The following is a 21,139-nucleotide window of genomic DNA, read 5'->3' on the forward strand; positions in this document are numbered from 1 at the left end:
TTGTGTTGCACAAGTTAGATAACGATCCAGGAAAATTTAATCTTTGTTTCTCAGTCTTGTGATGCATTTATAGAGGGAGGATATGATAACATGACGAAGATAAAAAAGTTTATTAGTATCATTTTGGTCACGCTAGTTGTTCTGAATATTAGTAGTATGGGTGTGCTAACTAATAAAGCCTTTGGTGAGACAACTGAATCTAAAAAATTTGTGATTACATTTGATCCTGCCAATGGCCAGGAAGTAAAACAAGTCAAAATAGTGAAGGGTAAAAAGCTTAAGGAGAAAAAAGTACCTTTTTCAAAAATGAAAAAGGAGGGGTATGACTTCCTTGGGTGGTACAATGGTCAAAGTAACAAATATGAGGTAATCTTTCCGTTTCAACCTGACCAAGATATAACCCTTGTAGCAAAATGGGGAAAACATACACCGCCAAGTCCAGTAAAAAAGGATGGATATCGGTTAATATTTGATGAGGAATTTAATAATGCTAATGGAAAATTAGATTCAACATTATGGGTGGACCAATATTTGTCATCTTGGACAAGGACCCCTGAATTCGCTAAACCCATTTACAAAATAAATAATGGAGTTATGAACCTACAAGTGAAAGAAGATACACCTGGATGGGCTCCGGAGTATGATGGGGAAACTCGGGTAAGTGGATTTACAACGGGAAATAGAAATGGACTTCATAATTGGAATGGTACCAATGTAGTGCGTAATCCTGTTGATACTCAGTTAACACATATTAATCAATATGGGTATTATGAGATCCGGGCAAAGGGTCAAGCTGGCTCATCAAGGCATTCTGCATGGTGGTTGTTAGGGTTTGAGGATAGAGAAGAGCACTCAGCAGAGATTGATATCTTTGAGATTCTAGGAAACCAACAGACTGCGGTTCCGAGAGCATTTCATGGTTGGAAAGATAAAGATGCTTTTGCTGTTAAAGATCAGGGAGAGACATTTATAAATGCCCAAGCAAACTTCCATGATGAATGGCATACATTTGGAATGGATTGGCAAAATGGTACGGGTGCAGGTGCATATCCTGATAAACTTGTATTTTATGTCGATGGAAAAGAAGTAGGAAGTAAAAACGTAAATATCGACTATCCTATGATTCAATTATTCTCTCAGTATGAGAAACGAGCAGGCGGATGGACGGGTCCATGGGAATGGATGCCCTATCCAAACTCTTTTGATATTGATTATGTAAGAGTTTATAAAAAGCTTTCTAACGGTCAGAAGGAATTATCAAAAAAACAACTGAAAGTGGTACATGTTGAGGATTCAATGGTAACAGTTCTGAAGGGACAGGCGGCTCTCAAACAATATACTTCAAGTGTGAACGGACATGAGGGAGAAGTATATACGGAGCCCAACTTACCAAATACAAAATCCTATGTCAATGTGACATGGAATGACGGTGTTATCACACAAGAGTTTGTAAAATGGGATCCGATTACACAGGAAGATTTAGTAAAGTTAAATAATGGAGAATCGATTACAAAGAATGGAATCCTTCCAAATCTAAATAAAGTTGCAGGTATAACAAATCCAACATTACAAATTGCGGTGACAACGCCACCTCCACCACCTCCGTATACGAGTGAAAACCTAGGAGTGGCAAACAGTCAAACTGAATTGGCGAAACTGTTTGATAGTAATCTGGAAAGCAACAGTGGAGAATTTAGATTTGCCTCTAATCAGTTACCAAATGATAAAGAAGTAAATATTCAGTATAACTTTAATAAGAATGTTACGTTACATTCTATTTCATTTACTACAAACTTTGGACAGGATCAGGGAATTAAAAAGTTTAAGCTGGCAGCATGGGATTCGAAAACGAATAGTTGGGTAAATCACGATAAGGAATATAGTATTCCTTGGACAGCTGCTGGAAATACTGAAATCGGAGAAACGTTGAAAGTTGAAATAGATTCTCTTGAAACATCGAAAATTAAAATGATCATTACGGAAGTAGGACTTAGATGGGAAAATAAAATAGCAATGCGCGAGATTGCATTTAATTAGAGTTTTCCTTGGACGACCGATGAAATGGAACAAAATAAGCACACAAAGGAGCAGGTAAATCGCCTGCTCCTTTGTGTGCTTGTTAGAAATGGGTGACATTCACCGTTTTGAAAAAATAAACAGTAGAATGCATATGCAGGTATCGACAATTACGTTAGGATTGAGAAAACAAAAAAACATTTTTATAAAAAGTGTAGGGGTTTGAAAAAAACGAATCGTCTATTCATGTGTAAGTAGGATAAGAAAGGGGGAGAGAACGATTAACGACACAGCCTTAATAGAAAAAGTGCTGGAAGGCAATGATCATGCCTTTCGTCTTTTGGTTGAGAAGTACCGCAATGATGTGTTCCGGACTGTCTTTGCTGTTCTTCGCGACCAAAAGGAAGCGGAAGACGCGGCACAGGAAGTGTTTATGAAAATTTACACCTCTCTCCCCAAATATGAACATCAGGGGTTTAAAACGTGGATGACACGGATTGCTGTGAACCATGCGATAGATGTGAAACGAAAACAGGCAAGACGAAGAGAGGAAGTTGTCGAGGCCCTCGAGCAAGCGGCATTAGGGACGCCGAGGGATAGTGTGGAAAAGGAAATTATTGAGCAGGATCAGCGCAGACTTGTGAGGAAAAAGCTGAATGAAGTACCTGAAAATTACCGCGAAGTGATTTATGGCTTTTATATAGCGGAGAAAAGCTATCAGCAAATGGCCGAGGAACAAAATGTCCAGGTCAAGACGATAGAAACAAAGCTGTACCGGGCCAGGAGCTGGATGAAAAAGAATTGGAAGGAGGACGATTTTTCATGAAGCATTATAGTTACGATGAATGGATGGAATACGTGAGTGACGAAATCAATGACCAAAAACGTGAACAGCTGGAAAATCACTTATATACATGCGACCAATGCCTAGAGACATACTTACAAGCAGTCTCAGCCAATGTAACATCCCTCCCAGTTCTTTCAAACGAAAGCAACTTCACAGACCAAATAATGGCAATGGTAGCGCCAAAGGCGGTGCCTAACACCAATAACGACCTTAGCACTATGGAAACAGTTCAATTGGTGCCTGACACCAATAACACTATTAATACTATTAACACCATCAACAACACGGTTAATAGGAAGAAGCGTTTTTATCAGCAGGCGGTGTTTCATTATTTGTTGGCGGCGGCGGCGACGGTTCTTTTGATGTTTTCGGGGGCGTTTCAATCGCTTGCCAATTATGCGAACTCGATAGAAAGTCCGCAGCACATACAGGAAAAAAAGCCTTCGGTGACGGAAGGGGTTATTAATAAAACATTTGCATGGATGGATTCACTAGAAAAGAAGGAGGCAGATAAGAAATGAAAAATTCCACGAAGGCTTTAACACTATCGCTTTTTCCCGGCCTCGGACATATTTATTTCGGCAACATGATTCGCGGGGTGATGTACTTACTGTCAGTAATAGGATTGGCATTTATAACGGTTATTGCTTTATTCACCCATAATGAGGAAGTGGCGATCCTAGCTTTTATGGCTGGAGTTTCAATTTATTTAATTAGTTTCATTGATATGGGAGTTCAGATTTCAAAACAAAAGAAAGCACTAATAGAAACAAATCCTGATTACCAACAATCTAAAGCGGCACAGGATTCAGAACGTTTTTATACGATTGTCTTATCGTTTATTCCGGGGCTTGGCCATTTCCAACTCGGCTTAATGAATCGGGGTTTAACCTTATTGGCGACATTTTTTGGGCTGGGCGCCATGGTCATTTTCATCACGGCACTGTCTAGCCGGTCAGAATTTCTAATCTTTTTAGCGGCACTTCCCGTTATATGGGTGTACGGATTTTTCGACGCTGTTCAGCAGGTAAATAAAAAGCAGCGTGGTGAGGAGCTCATAGACCGTACCATTTATGAGGATTTTGAATTACGCCGCGAAGACGGCAAGAAAAGCAAAGCCATTGCGACCTTTCTCTCGATTTTCCCAGGAGCCGGCCACTTGTATTTAGGTTTGCAGCGCCGCGGCATCCAGCTAATGGCAGCGTTCCTGTTCTCGATTTATATTTTAGATGTATTGCGCCTTGGCATCTTCTTGTTTCTAATTCCGATCATATGGTTTTACAGCTTTTTTGACGCGATGCAAAAGGTATCGCGGTACGGGGAAGAAAAGTTGGAGGATGTCCCGATCATCTCGTATTTCCTTAATCATCAAAAATGGGTGGGAATCGGACTTATCTTATTGGGCCTTTATTATTTGGTCATGAATGTCCTATTACCGGCATTTTCACCAATGTTAGAAAGATTAATCAACTTTGACATTATGTATTGGGTGCAAAACTACATCCAGTCAGGCATTGTATGTGTCTTGTTGATTGTGGGAGGAATCAAGCTTTTATCTGGAAGTAAGGTTAAAAGGGAGGTTAAGAATCATGAGTAAGTGGGGAAAAACGGTAGCGGGACTGGCCTTAATCGGAGCCGGAATTGGGTTCCTTTTTAGAAAAAGAAAAGGGGGAGAAGAAGTATGAGAACCTGGCGTGTTGGGACGTTTTCGATGGGGGCCTCGCTTTTGTTTCTTGGCCTCTTTCTTTTCTTTTCAAAGTTCTTGGGTTTAAATCTTGTTCAGGTGATGACGGCTTGGTGGCCGCTTCTGCTGGTCGTCCTCGGAATTGAAATTCTTCTTTATTTATTTCTTTCACGGCAGGAAAAGCCAATATTAAAATATGATTTTCTGAGTATTTTCTTTGTTGGGGTGATTGGCACGATTGGCATTGCCTTCGCTGTTGTCAATGCAACAGGACTGATGGACAAGGCAGAAGAGGTAATGGCAAGGGAAGAGCGGTCGTTTGAACTTCCTGCTTTCTCCTACCAAATGGAGGACAGCATTAAACGGGTTGTGGTAAGAACGGTCGGCTACGACATGACGATTGAGGCGACAGAAGAGAAAGAAGTATCGATGTTTGGAACATACCGGGTGCAAACGGCAAAGAAAGAGAAGCTGCTTAAAAGTGCCGATGATTTCATTGCGGCAAACCAAAAGGGAGATACACTTTATTTAAACCTTAAGTCTCTGCCAAACGAGATGGGTCCGTTTTATTCGGAGGGAATGGCAGCGGGGACCATTCTAGTGCCGAAGGATGTAAAACTTGAGGTCATCGGAAATGGGAATTCGTTAACATTAAAACCGCGGACGCTCGCGAACGACTGGAATATTGAGAGTGTCTCATCGATTGTTGTAGATGTTGCTGAAAATAATAATTTGAAGGTTTCTGCTGTAGGTGTGGAGAATGTGAGCGGAAAAGATGGTGAATGGCAGGTGTCCGAAAAAGAGAGCTCAGACAATGAGACGGGAAAAAATGCTGTTTATCAATTGGGTGAAGGGAAATACCGTATCAATATTGCCAAAGCTTATGATGTTAGCCTGAACACATATTAATAAAAAATTCTTCACTTATTTTTTGCAAAAAAATAAATAACCATTATGATAGTAAATGGACGTGGGGAGGAGATAATAATAGGTATCCTGCATGAATGGGCAGGAGGATTCCCACGAATGGAAGGTCCAGTTTGATGGCTTTGCAATATGTTTGTAAGCGATGATGAAAATTGGTAGAATATAGAATTGACAAAGCCATGTATTTAAAAAATAGGATGATGATAATGAAAAGAGCAAGACTGATTTACAATCCTACCTCAGGACGAGAAGTTTTGAAGCGGAATCTGCCGGAAATTCTTGAAAAATTAGAGATTGCCGGATATGAAGCATCCTGTCATGCAACGACGGGCGCGGGCGATGCAACAGCTGCAGCCCGGTTAGCTGTTGAACGCCAGTATGATGTGGTGATTGCAGCTGGCGGGGATGGAACGATTCATGAGGTCGTTAACGGCTTAGCTGAACAGGAGTATCGTCCGAAATTAGGCATTATTCCAGCAGGTACAACGAATGATTTTGCCCGAGCCCTTCATATTCCAAGAGATGTGGGAGCGGCCGTGGACATCATTACTAAAGGGGAGTTAATCCCTGTTGATATTGGCCGGATTAATGACCGATATTTTATTAATATTGCAGGCGGCGGCAGAATTACCGAGATTACATACGAAGTACCGAGTAAATTAAAAACGATGCTCGGCCAGCTAGCTTACTATTTAAAAGGGATGGAAATGCTCCCTTCAATAAAAGCATCGGATCTAAAGATTGAATATGACGGAAAGCTGTTTGAAGGAGAAGCAATGATGTTTCTAGTCGGGCTGACCAATTCAATTGGCGGATTTGAAAAGCTGGCGCCAGATGCTTCCATTAATGACGGTTTGTTTTCCCTGTTAATTTTGAAAAAAGTAAATCTTGCTGAGTTTACCCGGATTGCAACGCTAGCGATTCGCGGTGAGCATGTAAATGATCCAAATGTGATTTACACACAGGCCAATCGGATCAAGGTTTATTCTGATGAGAAAGTGCAGTTAAATTTAGATGGTGAATTTGGCGGCTTACTGCCGGCAGAGTTCGAGAATCTTTATCGTCATTTAGAGGTATTCGTGCCCCTTGATGATATTCGCCCAAATGACCGGCCGACAGACTGGGAGTCGGGGAAAAGATATAGCTAACAAGAAGTTCGTTCCTTTAGGAGCGGACTTTTTTTATAGAAAAATCCCTTGGTACTTTTGCTTTCGGGTGCCTCAATTAATGTGTATAATGAATTAAAGACATCAGTCAAGACAATGTAAGGGGCGATGGGTGATGAGGGCATTAATTAATATTGATTACACGGTTGATTTTGTTGCAGATGCGGGGGCGTTAACCTGCGGAGAGCCGGGCCAGGCGATTGAGGGGAAAATCGTTGAACTGACACAGCAGTTTATTGATCAAGGGGACTATGTTGTTTTTGCAATCGATGTCCATGATCAAGGGGATGAATACCATCCGGAAACGAAATTGTTCCCGCCGCACAATCTTCGCGGGACATCAGGCCGGGACCTATTTGGTGCACTCCAGAATGTTTATGATGAAAATAAACAAAAAGAAAATGTTGCTTTTATGGATAAAACAAGATACTCGGCATTTGCGGGGACAGACCTTGAAATCAAATTACGTGAGCGGGGTATTACCGAAGTCCACCTAGTTGGTGTTTGCACAGACATTTGCGTCCTCCACACTGCCGTGGATGCCTATAATAAAGGATTTAACATTGTCGTGTACAAGGATGCCGTTGCATCGTTTAATCCCGCAGGACATGAATGGGCGCTGGGACATTTTGAACAATCGCTTGGAGCTATGGTTAAATAGTGCTATTAATGATATTATCAGTTATAATGGTGAAAAGCTGTAATAGTACTCCGGAGGTCAATTATGAAACACATTTATCATGATGATAGTTTAACTCTGCATACAGATCTATATCAGATTAATATGGCAGAGACGTATTGGAGAGATGGAATACATAATAAACGTGCGGTCTTCGAACTATTTTTCCGCAAGCTTCCTTTCGGAAACGGCTATGCTGTTTTCGCAGGCTTAGAAAAAGTCATTCAGTTTATTCAAGGATTCCGTTTTAGCGAAGAAGACCTGGATTATTTGAAAAATGAAGTAGGGTACAAGGACGATTTTCTTGAATATTTAAAGGATATGCGTTTTACGGGCTCGATTCATTCCATGAAAGAAGGCGAGCTTGTCTTTGGCAATGAACCCATTTTACGGGTGGATGCACCTCTAGGGGAAGCACAGCTAATTGAAACCGCGTTGCTCAATATTGTGAATTACCAAACATTAATTGCCACAAAAGCCTCGAGAATTAAGCAGGTCGTTGGCAGTGAAGTGGCGATGGAATTTGGGACAAGACGGGCGCAGGAAATGGATGCAGCGATTTGGGGAACGAGATCTGCCTATCTTGCCGGCTTTGAAGCCACAAGTAATGTCAGGGCGGGAAAACTGTTTGGTATTCCTGTTTCGGGAACCCATGCCCATTCGATGGTCCAAGCCTATAAAGATGAATATACGGCCTTTCATAAATATGCAGAAACACATAAAGACTGTGTCTTTTTAGTGGATACGTATGATACCCTTCGTCTCGGCGTGCCAAATGCGATTAAAGTGGCTAAGGAACTGGGAGACAAGATTAATTTTATCGGGATCCGCCTAGACAGCGGCGACCTTGCATACCTATCTAAAGAAGCAAGAAAGATGCTGGATGAAGCCGGATTTACGGATGCGAAAATTGTTGCGTCAAGTGATTTAGATGAGTACACGATTATCAACTTAAAGTCGCAGGGTGCTAAAATCGATAGTTGGGGAATCGGCACCAAGCTGATTACTGCCTTCGATCAAGCAGCGCTCGGTGCTGTTTATAAAATTGTTTCGATTGAAGATGAGAATGGCAAAATGGAGGATACGATTAAGATTTCCTCTAATCCGGATAAGGTGACAACTCCGGGGATGAAAAAGGTTTATCGTATTATCAATAATACGAACCACCATGCCGAGGGAGATTATATCGCGATGGAGGATGAAAAGCTGCCGGAAAAACGTATCCGTATGTTCCATCCAACCCATACGTACATTAACAAGGTGGTAACGAACTTTACTGCAAAAGAGCTCCATGAAACTATTTTTGTCAATGGCGAGCTCGTTTTTGAAATCCCTTGTCTGGAGGAATCACGCGAGTATCTAAGACAAAATCTTGATGCATTATGGGACGAGTACAAGCGGATCTTGAATCCAGAGGACTATCCACTCGATTTAAGTCAAAAGTGCTGGGATAACAAAATGAAAAACATTGAAGAAGTGAAAGAAAAAGTAGAAGCGATGAAGGAATAAGAGAAAGAAGGGGCGTCCTTAAGAAGGGCGTCTTTTTTCTATGGATTATGGCGGAGCGCGGCAATCCTTAATGGTGTAATATGAAAAAGTGCATAAACCTTTCGAAAAAGTCTGTCATTTCTTATAATGAATAAGGACACAGGGCTAACGGTAAAGGAGAAGGAATATGTTCAATTTAGCTCCATTGATGCTCGAAAAGGTTGGAATTATCGTGATTGTGGCATTTTTGCTTTCGCAAATGCGGTCGTTTCGCCAAGTGATTCAAAACGAGCACAGCACAAAAGAGAAAATCATGCTTATTTTACTTTTTGGTTCGTTCGGAATCATTAGTAATTATACAGGCATTGAAGTTCACCATCATACGATAGGCAGACCCGATTGGCTTACTGAAATGGACCATGAGAGTGCACTAGCAAACACAAGAGTGATGGGGATTGTCATTGGCGGTTTACTTGGGGGACCAGCGGTTGGCATTGGCGCAGGACTGATTGCGGGAATTCACCGCCTTACCCTAGGGGGATTCACTGCCTTTTCTTGTGCTTTTTCTACCATTCTTGCTGGAATTGCAGCAGGATACTTTGGAAAAAAACGAAAACAGAAGGGGAAACAAATCACGTCCTCGTTTGCTGTCCTTATCGGAATGGCCTTAGAAGCTGTTCAGATGCTTATCATTCTTGTCGCAGCCAAACCGTTTAATGATGCCTGGGAACTCGTTCAGCTCATTAGCCTTCCAATGATTTTTGGCAACGGTTTAGGTACATTGCTGTTTATGTTTATTATTCAAATCATTAAACGTGACGAAGAACGCGCCCGTGCCAACCAAACGAACCAAGCCTTTCTTATTGCGGATCAAACCCTGCCTTTCTTTCGCCAAGGACTTAACTTCCATTCCTGCAAGGAAATTTCAGAAATTATGCTGAAATTGACCCGTGCAGATGCAGTAGCGATCACTGATGACCACCAGGTCCTAGCCCATGTCGGTGCCGCTTCAGATCACCATATCCCAAAGTTAAAGCCTGAGACAGGCTTGACGAAAAAAGTACTTGAAAAAGGTAAAATTTCCATTGCAAGATCAAAAGAAGAAATCTCTTGTTTTGATAGTCAATGTTCGCTAGAAGCAGCGATCGTACTGCCATTAAAGGTAAAAAACAAAATCTTTGGCACCTTAAAAATGTACTACACGGAGCCTGGAAAGCTGGATAGGGTACAACAGGAATTGGCTGAAGGGCTGGCGAATCTTTTTTCGACTCAGCTGGAGCTTGCGGAAGCAGAAAGACAGACAAAGCTATTAAAAGATGCAGAAATTAAGGCTTTACAAGCGCAAATTCATCCGCACTTTTTATTTAATAGTCTTAACACCATCTCCGCACTCTGCCGTACAGATGCAGATAAAGCTCGTAAATTACTATTGGAACTTGGTTCCTTTTTTCGTGGCAATCTCCAAGGAGCAAGGCAGATGCTAATCCCTCTGGAAAAGGAATTAGCGAATGTTAGGGCCTATCTATCATTGGAACAGACTCGCTTTCCTAATAAATACAACATTGATTTTAACATAGAGTCACACCTAGAAAAGGTAATGATTCCTCCTTTTACCTTGCAGCCATTAGTTGAAAATGCGATTCATTATGGTTTTCCTCGAAGTAAGTCTGAAGGGAAAGTGACCATCACAATTTTTTCAAAAAACAATCAATTGCAGATTATCGTAGCCGATAATGGAAAAGGAATCCCAGAGGATCAGATAGAGTTGCTTGGTAAACAAGTTGTCCATTCAAAAAAAGGAAATGGCACGGCGATTTATAATATTACGGAACGTCTAAAAGGAATTTATAATGGTCAAGCAAGTTTATCTTTAAAGAGTAAAGTTGATCACGGAGCGACCATCACGATTTCCATTCCGCTTGAGAGGAAAGGAGTTTTTGATCAAGATGTTGAAGGCCTACATTGTGGATGATGAACCATTAGCAAGGGATGAATTAAAATACCTGCTCATTCGAAGTGAGCAGGTGGAAATCTTAGGAGAAAGTGATTGTGTAGAGGATGCAGTGTCGGCTATCACAGTTCTAAAGCCGGATCTTGTTTTCTTGGACATTGAACTGGATGATGATAATGGATTAAGTTTAGCGAGGCAATTAGAAAGCCAGGAGCAAACTCCTGCTATTGTCTTTGCAACAGCTTATGATGAGTATGCCTTACAGGCATTTGATGTAAATGCAGTCGATTATATTTTAAAACCCTTTGATGAAGAGCGCCTTCAAAAAACGTTGGAAAAAATCAAGAAAATGCAACATTTTAGGGATAAGCGGGTACCTATCCAGTCCTCTATGAAACACAACAATAATGGGAAAATTGCCGTTCTTGCGGATGAACGGATTATATTATTAACGCTGGCAGACATTCTTTATTTCGCATCCAGTGAAGGAAAGTGCCATATTGTAACCCTCGATCAAGCATACAAAGTGGCTGATGCACTTGTTGTTTTGGAGAAAAAGATAAATAGCGCAAAATTTTTCCGTGTTCATCGTAGTTTTATTGTCAACTTGGATCATGTTATCGAAATAGAACCGTGGTTTAACTCTACCTATAATTTGCTTATGAAAGACGGCTCCAAAGTTCCAGTAAGTCGAACCTATGTAAAGGAATTAAAGCAGCGTTTCGGTTTTTAAACTGATTGTATTTCATTTGTTGATTTTTGCAATTCATCCTTCTATTTGTGCATTTTATCGTGAAAACGGAATATATTCGCTTTTATTTTGTAAAATTGATGAAGTAGATACAAAAGTGGAGGGAGAATATACGAAAATGAATGCGATTACAATTGTTATTGGCTCGATATGTATCCTTTTAATTGTTTATCGTTTATATGGTACTTTCATGGCAGCAAAAGTTTTGAAGCTTAAGGATTCAAAACCGACTCCTGCTCAGAAATTTGAAGATGGACGAGATTATGTACCAACGAACAAATGGGTAGTATTTGGCCACCATTTTGCAGCGATTGCTGCAGCAGGTCCACTAGTTGGCCCCATCCTAGCTGCGCAATTTGGTTATTTACCAGGCTTGCTTTGGCTGCTGATTGGTGCTGTTATTGGCGGCGCTGTCCACGATATGGTTGTTCTCTTTGCCTCTATGCGCAGAAATGGAAAATCGTTATCAGAAGTAGCCAAAGAAGAACTTGGTCCTGTTGCAGGCTTTTGTACAGGCTTAGCTATGCTATTCATTATCACCATTACAATGGCAGGATTGTCATTGGTTGTTCTTGGCGCACTTGAAAGAAATCCTTGGGGAACGTTTGCGGTTGGGATCACGATTCCGATTGCAATGGGTGTTGGATTGTATCATAAAAAGACAGGAAACTTAAAACTAGCAACGATTGTGGGCTTCGCATTAATTATGGTGGCAATCGTTCTTGGACCAAATATTCAAGGTACATGGCTAGGTGACATGTTAACTCTTGAAAAAAGTACATTAGCACTTATTCTGCCAATCTATGCTTTTTTTGCGGCTGCATTACCAGTCTGGCTATTATTGGCGCCACGCGATTATTTAAGTACATTTATGAAGATTGGGGTATTTGCCGCCTTAATAATTGGGGTATTCATTGTAAATCCAGACGTACAATTCCCTGCTTTTACAGAATTTCTTAACGGCGGTGGGCCGGTTGTAGCAGGGCCAGTTTGGCCATTTATCTCGATAACGATTGCTTGTGGAGCCATTTCGGGCTTTCATGCATTTGTAGGATCTGGTACAACACCAAAGATGGTCAATCGTTGGAGCGATGTGAAGGGCGTTGCATTTGGAGCCATGCTTGTTGAATGCTTAGTAGCAATCATGGCTTTAATTGCTGCTGTATCACTGCAGCCAGGTGATTATTTTGCCATCAACTCTTCACCGGAGAAGTTTGCTACACTTGGAATGGAAACAGTTCACCTGGATGAACTGAGTAAAGAAGTTGGAATGGACCTTGAAGGAAGAACGGGTGGAGCCGTTACACTTGCAGTAGGGATGACGTACATCTTCACTGCCGTTCCGTTTTTTGCAAAATTGGCATCCTACTTCTATCAATTTGTTATTCTATTTGAGGCAGTTTTCATCTTAACAGCTATTGATTCAGGAACACGGGTTGCCCGCTACCTGATTCAAGATTTCTTGGGAGACTTCATTAAACCGTTAAAAAGAACAGATTCAATCGGAGCAAATATATTTGCCAGTGCGTTAGCCTGCTTTGTCTGGGGATATCTTCTTTTCTCAGGTGACATTAGCTCTGTCTGGGCGCTATTCGGTGTATCGAATCAATTGATGGCATCGATCGGTCTTATTGTCGGAGCGACCGTCGTGTTAAAGATTGCGGAAAAGCGCTGGTACATGCTGACATGTCTAATCCCACTAGCATACCTGTTTGTCACGGTTATGGTAGCAGGGTATTGGATGGTGAAAAATGTTTACTTAAATGCAGCTAATCCTGGTTTCAACGTATTGAACGCTATCCTTTCCATTATCATGCTGATCCTTGGAATCGTCATCATGGTTACATCCATTATTAAATGGACGAATCTATGGAAAATTCCACAAGCAATATTAGTGAAGAATTCCGAAAAGGAAGTTGCTTAAAAAAAACAGCACTCATTCATTTTGAATGGGTGCTGTTTATATATCTCATCAATGAACCTTTGCCGAAATTGATTTTAAAAAACTAAAACCGGATAATTTTAATATGAGTTTTTCTCTATCTCTAATCCTCTTTTGTACATATATGGAGAGATCGTCAATCATAAATTCATGATAGAGGTCTAAAGTCTTTGGTTTTCCCGGTACGGCTACCAGCTCCTGTACTCCTGGGGCACAGCAAGCTTTTACTTCAATCGTTTTTACGGTTAACTGGTTGCCTTTAGATTCTAACCAGTTTTTTGATCCAGCATCGATTTCGATAATCAACCATTATCCACTCCTTTTTAATTACCCTTAATCTAGTATAATATTTAATTTTATTGTGTACTATGTTTTAGGACTTAATGTAATTATTAAAAAAAGCAGACCCATGGAATGCTGTTCCTCCTGAGTCTGCCTTTCTGTTATTTTTGTCTAAAGTAATCCATAAAAGCATGGAAGATTTCGATGCCTTGGTAGGTGAGCATTCCTGCTGCCGATAACGAAAAGAATCCAATCAGAGCAAAACGAATCCACATATTATTTCCTCCCTTTTTATTCATTTTTCTTATGAATTGGGTGGGAGGATTAAGTAGTTTGATTGATGAAATACCGGGATGAGAAAAATAAGTTTTCTGCTAGGTGCCAATAACAACTGCAGGGGTGAAATCATTGCTGTTGAAATGACTAATACAAGTACAAACAGTAATTGCAGGTATATCGGCTGTTTTTTCTCATCGTCTGAAAAAGCCTTTGCCTTTGTATCATCCTCGTTGATAACAGCTTTGATTGCTGAATGGGATTGCGGAAGAATAGTTGAAATGTGTAAAAAGTTTAAAGCAAAGAAGGCAAGCAGCAAAGGAATGGAAAGGGTTTTTATGCGTTTAATCATCATCCACTCCTTCCAATGAGATTGTTTTAATCATATACACTTTTATTATATTTGAAAACAAAAAAGTTCTGACAAATTTTTCGCACTTATGAAAAAAAGGGCTCTTGATGTCGGCAGTTTTCGCATTTAACCCGCTATTGTGTTACAATCTTAGCTAGTCAAAACGAGTAAAGGAAGAAATTGATGAGCAAACAATTACCAGTTAACAAAAATGATTATATAGATGTAGTCTTTGAAGATTTAACACATGACGGGGCGGGAGTTGCGAAGGTGGATGGTTATCCATTATTTGTTCCAAACGGACTGCCAGGCGAAAAAGCTAAAATTAAGGTGATTAAGACTGGCAAAGGCTATGGGATTGGTCGCTTGATTGAACTTTATGAAAAAAGTCCTTACCGTGTGGAGATTGCTGGCAGTGAACGGCATAAATACGGCGGCTGCCAGCTCGAGCATATTAGCTATGAAGGTCAGCTGAAATACAAAGAAAATCAAGTCCGGCAAGTTCTTGCGCGCATCGGTAAATTGGAGGATGTGGCCGTTCATCCTATTTTAGGGATGGATAATCCGTGGCACTATCGAAACAAGGCCCAGGTACCAGTCGGGGAAAAAGACGGTAAATTGATTGCGGGATTTTTTAAACCGCGTAGTCATGAAATTGTTGATACAAATGAGAGCTTAATTCAGCTCCCGGAAATTAATGAAGCAGTACAAGCAGTGAAGGAGATTTGCAGTGATCTTGGGATCCCTGCGTATCATGAAGAATCCCATAAAGGAGTTCTCCGTCATATTATGGCACGGTACGGTAAGCAGACAGGAGAACTTATGGTTGTCATTATTACAAGAACAGCAGAGCTGCCGCAGAAAAATAAAATAGTTGAAGAAATTGTTGGCCGGCTACCGAAAGTAAAGTCGATTGTTCATAATGTGAATTCAAAGCGGACAAACGTGATTATGGGCGAAAAAACGAGCGTCCTTTGGGGTAGTGAAGTGATCTATGATTACATTGGGGATGTGAAGTTTGCCATATCGGCTCTCTCGTTTTATCAAGTTAATCCTGTGCAGACAAAGGTTTTGTATGATAAGGCGCTTGAATATGCCGGGCTTAGCGGTGAAGAATCTGTAATTGATGCCTATTGCGGCATTGGCACCATATCGCTATTTTTAGCACAAAAGGCATGCAAGGTTTTCGGAGTAGAAGTGGTTCCTGAGGCGATCGAGGACGCCAAACGGAATGCGGAATTGAACGGCATTACGAATGCAGAGTTTGCAGCCGGTGAGGCAGAAGCGGTTATTCCAAAGTGGTATAAAGAAGGAAATATCGCTGATGTTTTAGTCGTTGATCCACCGCGCAAAGGCTGTGATGAGGCTTTACTGCAAACGATTATTGAAATGAAACCGAGGAAGGTTGTTTATGTTTCCTGTAACCCGGCAACATTGGCTAGGGACCTTCGGATATTAGAAGATGGCGGATACAAAACCGTGGAAGTGCAGCCGGTGGACATGTTTCCGCATACGACGCACGTCGAGTGTATCTCGCAACTCATCTTAAAGAAAGGCAACTAACCCTCTGTACTGCACCCCAAAAGTTAGAGTGAAATCTAATTTTTGGGGTGTTTTTTAGTGGTTAAATATAGTGAAGGCTTTAAGTTAATGCTTGTAAAAGAGTACCTAGCAGGTAAATTGGGATATAGATTATTAGCACAGAAATATGGTATGAAAGACTTTACACGCATTATGAGATGGGTAAAAGTTTACGAAAAATTGGGGGAGAAAGGGTTAATGAGAAAGAAGAACAAGGAATCTTATTCTGTTCAATTTAAGCTAGATGTATTAAGCTTTATTAAAAGAACAGGTTCTTCTGAGGCAGATACAGCCCTGCAATTTGGGCTAACCAACCCTTCTATGATTTCGTCATGGAAGAAAGCTTTTTTGGAGGTTAATCAATTGAGATTTGTAAAACTTATCATTGATTACGTCGTGAAAAATGGAACTCTTGAAAAGAAAGTATTGCAGGAAGATCCATTCCGCTCACTAGGAAGCGTAACTGATTTATTTAGAGATAACCTAGATAATGTGCGTGGCATTATTCGTGTGATTGATACGATTAACAGGAATGTAGAGGAATATGAAGGTGCGTAATCTAAATAGTATTTCCCTAGTTTAATTGTCTGCATACCATTTTGCAATACTAATGATAAAGTGAATTTGTATTAAGATGCTGCTGGTTTGACTGAAAGAACATTAATTTAGTTAGCATTTCTTCATCTATACATCGAATAAAGTAATCATAACCCTCGCTTGATTTCTTTTGGGCAGAATGAGGATTATTATTTGTAACATACTGAAAGAGACCCTAACCGTGAAAGGTTAGGGTCTTTTCTGTGTGGAAAGTTTCATTGCCTTAATATTATTATTTATACTAAATCACTAGCGAGAGAGTAGACTTTACTATCCAAAGAATCAAGCCAATATTCAACAAAGTCTACACCATCTATAAGTTGAATATTAAGATCACTGGCGTATTGTTTTGCAGCTTTAGTAAATTGTGCGGTAGTAATTAAATAACCACCCTTTGCGTTTTGTTTAACCATATTAGAGTGAAGAATTGCTATCGGTTCGTATCCTACATCTTTTTTCCAAGCTTTTGCTTGTCCTAGATAAAGCCCATCCTCCCTTTTTTGTTCAAAATCTACTCCAAAATCGCCGGAGCGATTTGTTACAAAAACTTCTCCGCCATAGAGTTTTTGGAAGACTTGAGCAGCAAACTCCTCAAAATCATACGGAACTTGCTTTAAAAAAAGGTCTGTACTTTCCTCAAAATATGTTATTCCATCTTCCTTTTTAGTGGTTGGGTAGTTAAAACGTAAATATAGCCCCATTGCCAGGGTTTTTTTGAGTTCTAAACTTGAGTCAATTTTTTGAGCAAGTAAGGCTGTTCCTTTTTCTTCTCGCTTTTTAAAATAAAGAATTAAAGCTCCGTTTAATAAAATTAAGAAGATTACAATAGATGTAACCATATCTCATCACCTCCTTATAATTTGTTTCCAGTTAACCTAGTTTATAAACTAGATAAAACAAGATAATTACAGAAGGTAGTCTTTTATATTCTAGATCTTTATGAAACTAATGTTCACCCTTTCAATAAAGATATTGGATTAAGACCCTTTAAAAATCTACTTTCATAATTTCGTACTAATTGTAGATAATCTGCTTTTTGTTGTTCCATTGTTCTTAAACCTCTGTTTATCACCAATGGGCTTGGATGGTATAAAGGATATATAAATCTACCGTTCCAATGATGAAAAGTTGCAATATGTTTTTTTAATTTCAATTGATGTCCCTTAATTTGTTTTAGGGCATCCAAGGCAACTGCCCCAAGAGTTACAATTACTTTAGGATCAATTAATTCAATTAGAAGAGCTAAATATCCACTACAATTTTTTATTTCACTAGATTTAGGTGGTCGTACTTTTCCATTCATACTGGTTGGACAACATAGTACCGCATTAGTTATAAAGATATCCTCTCTTTTCAAACCAACTGAACTCAAAATTTCTTCAAAATTTTTACCCGTAATATCCCCTGATAATGGAATCCCAGTTTTATCTGCTCCCCTTGGACCGGGTGCTTCGGCAATAAATAATATATCAGCATTAAGATTGCCGTTTTGGTAACCTATAATCGCCTCTTTATCTAACATTGACTCACAGAAGGTACAATCTTTTGTAATTTTTACTAATTTTTCGAAATTAATAAAATCTTCATTAGGTTCACCTATTACAATAATTTTTCCAATCTGTTCATTAGGCATAAAAAAGAAAAATTCAAAGAATCTGTCCTTTGTTAATACGTCATAAGAGATTATTTCTATTCCCTCCGCTCGGATATCAAATTTTATAGAGCTATTTTGAATAAATGTTATGGTTGTATATCCGTTTGGAATTTCATCATCAATAAAATTTACCCTTGTGCTGCCTGTTATGTTAGTACTAATAATCTTTTTTTCACCTTTATGGATCTCTATATCAATTCGGTTTGGTAATATTCCATAAAAAAGGTTTTTGACTTCTTCAAGATTTTTGGAATGGCTCATCTTATACGCTCCATTTGTTAGGGGGATTTTTAATATTATTATATATTTCTCTTTACATACTTGAATTCCTTTTATTCCTAAAAGTGAATTTCCCCCTTTCACATTTAGGGGGGATAACAAAAAATGTATCCTTTTATTGATAGTGTTATAATGATTTAGTTGGGAAATTTCGCTAAAAATAGAATAGGTGGTATTAAGGGAGGAAGTAATTTGTTTTCAAGAGCTACTATAATGGATGTTATGTATTTATTACGAGACTTGAACACCCACGCTACATTAGATACATATGCATATAGATATGGATTAGAGGATGTAGCCATAGGTAATAGTAAAGATCAAAAGGTTCTATCCATAGCTAGGCATTTAATTAGCAATCCCGAAAGACCTGGAATTTTAAGTAATAATCTTATGTATGAAATAGTAGAAGATGTTTTAACCAGAACAATATCAAGCACCTTTCATTTTGATTCTGAAATAAATGAATTTGTTAATTATCCACAATTAAGAAGACTCCTTCTAAAAGATGGATATGTAATTGAAGACGGTAGACTTGTAAGAACTTTCGAGAATGACATTGATTTTAATAAGAATGAGACATTATTGGAAAGTCTTCTTAATAAACTTAATCTTGATATTGCAAAAGGACACTATGATCAGGCTAGTAATGCTTTCAACCGAAGATAATGGGCTGCTTGCAATAGTCAATTAAGGAGTTATGTGGAAGAACTATTAAATAAAATTGCTGAAAAAATAACTGGAAATACCTTTACGAGTAGTCAAAATGCTAAAATTGCTTTATCCAAATGTAACCCGCCTATATTTTATAAGCAGTTGAATGAATGGCTAGATAATGGACAGGGTTATTTTGAAACATTTTGGAAACGCCTTCATCCCCAGGGATCACATCCAGGACTTTCCGATGAAGACGATTCAATTTTTCGACTGAATTTGGTGCAAATATCCACCCTTGAGATTTTAAGAAGGTACGATCAAAATTACTGTTGAAGCCTCAATGTAATAAATTAATAATTACTATTGTATATTGATTTGATTGGAGTAGAACACATTGGAAAATTATTTAAATTTCATTAAAGATAAATTGATATTGCCTTTAGAATATAATGGAGATTTTTATATTTTTATTGAAAAATATTTGGATGATTATATAAAAGAAGTAACAGATCCTGGTCTTGGTAGTATTTTTAATAAAGCAAATTTAGATAAGCTAAATAGTATAATTGAAGGGATAAAAAATGGTGTTCAGGAATATTATAAAGGTCATCCAGCAAAAGCATTTAATGATTTTAAATCCGGATTAGATGCTATTGAAATGGAACTAAGTGCTATAAATGACTCTCAAACCTTAAATGACTTTTATAGACTTCGAATTGATGGTACAGGTACTAGTCATAGTTTTAGTAGAGAGCAAATGTTTCATATACCGTTCGAACTTCGATCATTAGTTACTACACAAAGATTTAGTATTCCCGGATTACCATCTATATACTTAGGAAGTACAATGTATGTTTGTTGGGAAGAAATGAATCGCCCCAATTTTAAAAATGTAAAAGCTTCTCTTTATAGAAAAAAGGACAATTTAGCTATTGTTGATTTGGGATTGCATCCCTTATATATGATTAAATATTTAGGAGACCAGAATGAGAAGGATCCTGCTGATGCTGTAAATGAATTAATAGTTTATTTAATTCTATGGCCATTGATTGCTGCAAGCTCTGTAAAGGTAAATAATAGAGAACACCCATTTAAACCGGAGTACATTATTCCACAATTGCTTTTGCAATATGTTACACGAAGTGAAAAGATAGATGGAATTAGATATTTATCAGTTCAAACTTCGCCTAAACCTCAAAACTTTTGGTTATATCATAATTATGTATTTCCTGCTAAAACACTTTCACCAAAAGGATATTGTAATAAACTTAATCAATTATTTAGTTTAACCCCGGGTGTATCTTGGCAAATTTTTGAGATACATAAGACCGCTTCAGGCTTGCCGTCAGGGGAGGGACCATTACATAATTACAGGCTTAATTTTGATCCTCATACTCCGCCCATTAATTATGGGCAAACTGATTTCGGACGGTTTGAAAGATTCTTAGATGAAACTAATTCATTAGGAGATATCATTTGAAAAAAGCAAGGAAAAGTACAGATTACATTTAAGAATTTGATACCACCAACATTTTCTGGTGCGTCAATTATAGTCCAAAGATTTGGGTGATCGATCTATCCACGAAAGTTTAAAATGAAAGTGCATTGGTGTTATTGGAATATTGATAAACCCACCAACTTCCCATAGTGTTATAAATTACAGTCCAAACATTACGACAGTAATTAAAAAAAGTGCTAGTGAATTAACAGATGTGACTAAGGATATAATAGTGGTAGAAAATCCATTGGTGTTCACCAATGACCCCATCCTAATTTAAACAAGCAAGGGTGGGTTTTTTAATGCTCTAAACTTATCTTCCCTTTTTTAAGTTCGATCAGATTTAAATTATAGTAGGTTGTTTAATTGACATTATATTTTTTTGACAAAAGGAGTAAATGCATTATAAATAGACTCTTTCGGCTAAGATTCTATCTAAATAAATTACGGGGTGAATTTTTATATGTCTTCCTCAATATTCACTAAACCATTTTCCATAACTCAACAAGTTTAAC

General features: G+C 38.8%; 21 protein-coding genes. 17 read left to right on the plus strand and 4 right to left on the minus strand.

Features of this window, described 5'->3' with window-relative positions:
- The first annotated feature begins 90 nt into the window (after window positions 1–90).
- The 12 genes from FAY30_RS02200 (at window position 91) to FAY30_RS02255 (ending at window position 13,433) form a co-directional block, all read left to right on the plus strand.
- The gene (locus FAY30_RS02200) at window positions 91–2,037 is read left to right on the plus strand and encodes an InlB B-repeat-containing protein (RefSeq protein WP_149868355.1); all 1,947 of its coding nucleotides are present in this window, start codon (window positions 91–93) and stop codon (window positions 2,035–2,037) included.
- A gap of 286 nt (window positions 2,038–2,323) precedes the next feature.
- On the plus strand, window positions 2,324–2,842 hold the full coding sequence (locus FAY30_RS02205; RefSeq protein ID WP_223820868.1) for a sigma-70 family RNA polymerase sigma factor: 519 nt from the start codon (window positions 2,324–2,326) through the stop codon (window positions 2,840–2,842).
- Window positions 2,839–3,384: an anti-sigma factor family protein gene (locus FAY30_RS02210; RefSeq protein ID WP_149868357.1), complete on the plus strand. Its 546-nt coding sequence runs from the start codon at window positions 2,839–2,841 to the stop codon at window positions 3,382–3,384. The genes FAY30_RS02205 and FAY30_RS02210 overlap by 4 nt, the downstream gene beginning before the upstream one ends.
- Window positions 3,381–4,460, plus strand: coding sequence for a hypothetical protein (locus FAY30_RS02215; RefSeq protein WP_149868358.1), 1,080 nt, complete (start codon window positions 3,381–3,383; stop codon window positions 4,458–4,460). Before FAY30_RS02210 ends, FAY30_RS02215 begins: the two co-directional genes overlap by 4 nt.
- Entirely contained in the window at window positions 4,453–4,548 is a 96-nt protein-coding gene (locus tag FAY30_RS02220; protein ID WP_149868359.1) for an LPXTG cell wall anchor domain-containing protein, read from the plus strand. The genes FAY30_RS02215 and FAY30_RS02220 overlap by 8 nt, the downstream gene beginning before the upstream one ends.
- Complete coding sequence (locus FAY30_RS02225; RefSeq protein WP_149868360.1) at window positions 4,545–5,456, plus strand: hypothetical protein; 912 nt, start codon at window positions 4,545–4,547, stop codon at window positions 5,454–5,456. Before FAY30_RS02220 ends, FAY30_RS02225 begins: the two co-directional genes overlap by 4 nt.
- Window positions 5,457–5,680: 224 nt before the next feature.
- A complete protein-coding gene (locus FAY30_RS02230) occupies window positions 5,681–6,622 on the plus strand; it encodes a diacylglycerol kinase (protein ID WP_149868361.1) in 942 nt (313 codons plus the stop codon).
- A gap of 130 nt (window positions 6,623–6,752) precedes the next feature.
- Entirely contained in the window at window positions 6,753–7,301 is a 549-nt protein-coding gene (locus FAY30_RS02235) for a cysteine hydrolase family protein (RefSeq protein ID WP_149868362.1), read from the plus strand.
- A gap of 63 nt (window positions 7,302–7,364) precedes the next feature.
- The gene (locus FAY30_RS02240) at window positions 7,365–8,828 is read left to right on the plus strand and encodes a nicotinate phosphoribosyltransferase (protein WP_149868363.1); all 1,464 of its coding nucleotides are present in this window, start codon (window positions 7,365–7,367) and stop codon (window positions 8,826–8,828) included.
- Window positions 8,829–8,994: 166 nt separating this feature from the next.
- The gene (locus tag FAY30_RS02245; RefSeq protein WP_149868364.1) at window positions 8,995–10,779 is read left to right on the plus strand and encodes a sensor histidine kinase; all 1,785 of its coding nucleotides are present in this window, start codon (window positions 8,995–8,997) and stop codon (window positions 10,777–10,779) included.
- Window positions 10,754–11,491: a LytR/AlgR family response regulator transcription factor gene (locus FAY30_RS02250; RefSeq protein ID WP_149868365.1), complete on the plus strand. Its 738-nt coding sequence runs from the start codon at window positions 10,754–10,756 to the stop codon at window positions 11,489–11,491. Before FAY30_RS02245 ends, FAY30_RS02250 begins: the two co-directional genes overlap by 26 nt.
- Before the next feature lie 136 nt (window positions 11,492–11,627).
- Window positions 11,628–13,433 (plus strand): carbon starvation CstA family protein, encoded by a 1,806-nt coding sequence (locus tag FAY30_RS02255; protein ID WP_149872561.1) that lies wholly within the window; start codon window positions 11,628–11,630, stop codon window positions 13,431–13,433.
- 48 nt (window positions 13,434–13,481) lie between these two features.
- On the opposite strand, the gene FAY30_RS02260 is transcribed toward FAY30_RS02255, so the two are convergent.
- Window positions 13,482–13,757 (minus strand): CC/Se motif family (seleno)protein, encoded by a 276-nt coding sequence (locus FAY30_RS02260; RefSeq protein WP_149868366.1) that lies wholly within the window; start codon window positions 13,755–13,757, stop codon window positions 13,482–13,484.
- 280 nt (window positions 13,758–14,037) lie between these two features.
- Window positions 14,038–14,361, minus strand: a complete 324-nt coding sequence (locus tag FAY30_RS02265) for a hypothetical protein (RefSeq protein ID WP_149868367.1) — start codon at window positions 14,359–14,361, stop codon at window positions 14,038–14,040.
- A gap of 183 nt (window positions 14,362–14,544) precedes the next feature.
- Here FAY30_RS02265 and rlmD point away from each other — a divergent pair, with 183 nt between their 5' ends.
- Both rlmD and FAY30_RS27925 read left to right on the plus strand, forming a co-directional pair.
- A complete protein-coding gene (gene rlmD / locus FAY30_RS02270) occupies window positions 14,545–15,924 on the plus strand; it encodes a 23S rRNA (uracil(1939)-C(5))-methyltransferase RlmD (RefSeq protein WP_149868368.1) in 1,380 nt (459 codons plus the stop codon).
- 57 nt (window positions 15,925–15,981) lie between these two features.
- Window positions 15,982–16,500: a helix-turn-helix domain-containing protein gene (locus FAY30_RS27925; protein WP_149868369.1), complete on the plus strand. Its 519-nt coding sequence runs from the start codon at window positions 15,982–15,984 to the stop codon at window positions 16,498–16,500.
- A 275-nt stretch (window positions 16,501–16,775) separates the two neighbouring features.
- Here FAY30_RS27925 and FAY30_RS02280 read toward each other — a convergent pair whose 3' ends face one another.
- A complete protein-coding gene (locus FAY30_RS02280; protein WP_149868370.1) occupies window positions 16,776–17,378 on the minus strand; it encodes a restriction endonuclease in 603 nt (200 codons plus the stop codon).
- A 113-nt stretch (window positions 17,379–17,491) separates the two neighbouring features.
- On the minus strand, window positions 17,492–18,454 hold the full coding sequence (locus tag FAY30_RS02285) for a uracil-DNA glycosylase (protein WP_190284791.1): 963 nt from the start codon (window positions 18,452–18,454) through the stop codon (window positions 17,492–17,494).
- Window positions 18,455–18,664: 210 nt separating this feature from the next.
- Here FAY30_RS02285 and FAY30_RS02290 point away from each other — a divergent pair, with 210 nt between their 5' ends.
- The 3 genes from FAY30_RS02290 (at window position 18,665) to FAY30_RS02300 (ending at window position 20,606) form a co-directional block, all read left to right on the plus strand.
- Window positions 18,665–19,138, plus strand: coding sequence for a hypothetical protein (locus FAY30_RS02290; protein WP_190284792.1), 474 nt, complete (start codon window positions 18,665–18,667; stop codon window positions 19,136–19,138).
- A gap of 33 nt (window positions 19,139–19,171) precedes the next feature.
- A complete protein-coding gene (locus FAY30_RS02295) occupies window positions 19,172–19,459 on the plus strand; it encodes a hypothetical protein (protein WP_149868373.1) in 288 nt (95 codons plus the stop codon).
- Window positions 19,460–19,520: 61 nt separating this feature from the next.
- Window positions 19,521–20,606 (plus strand): RES domain-containing protein, encoded by a 1,086-nt coding sequence (locus tag FAY30_RS02300; RefSeq protein ID WP_149868374.1) that lies wholly within the window; start codon window positions 19,521–19,523, stop codon window positions 20,604–20,606.
- Window positions 20,607–21,139 lie beyond the last annotated feature (533 nt).

The sequence above is a fragment of the Bacillus sp. S3 genome (assembly GCF_005154805.1).
In the GTDB taxonomy this organism is placed as follows: domain Bacteria; phylum Bacillota; class Bacilli; order Bacillales; family Cytobacillaceae; genus Neobacillus.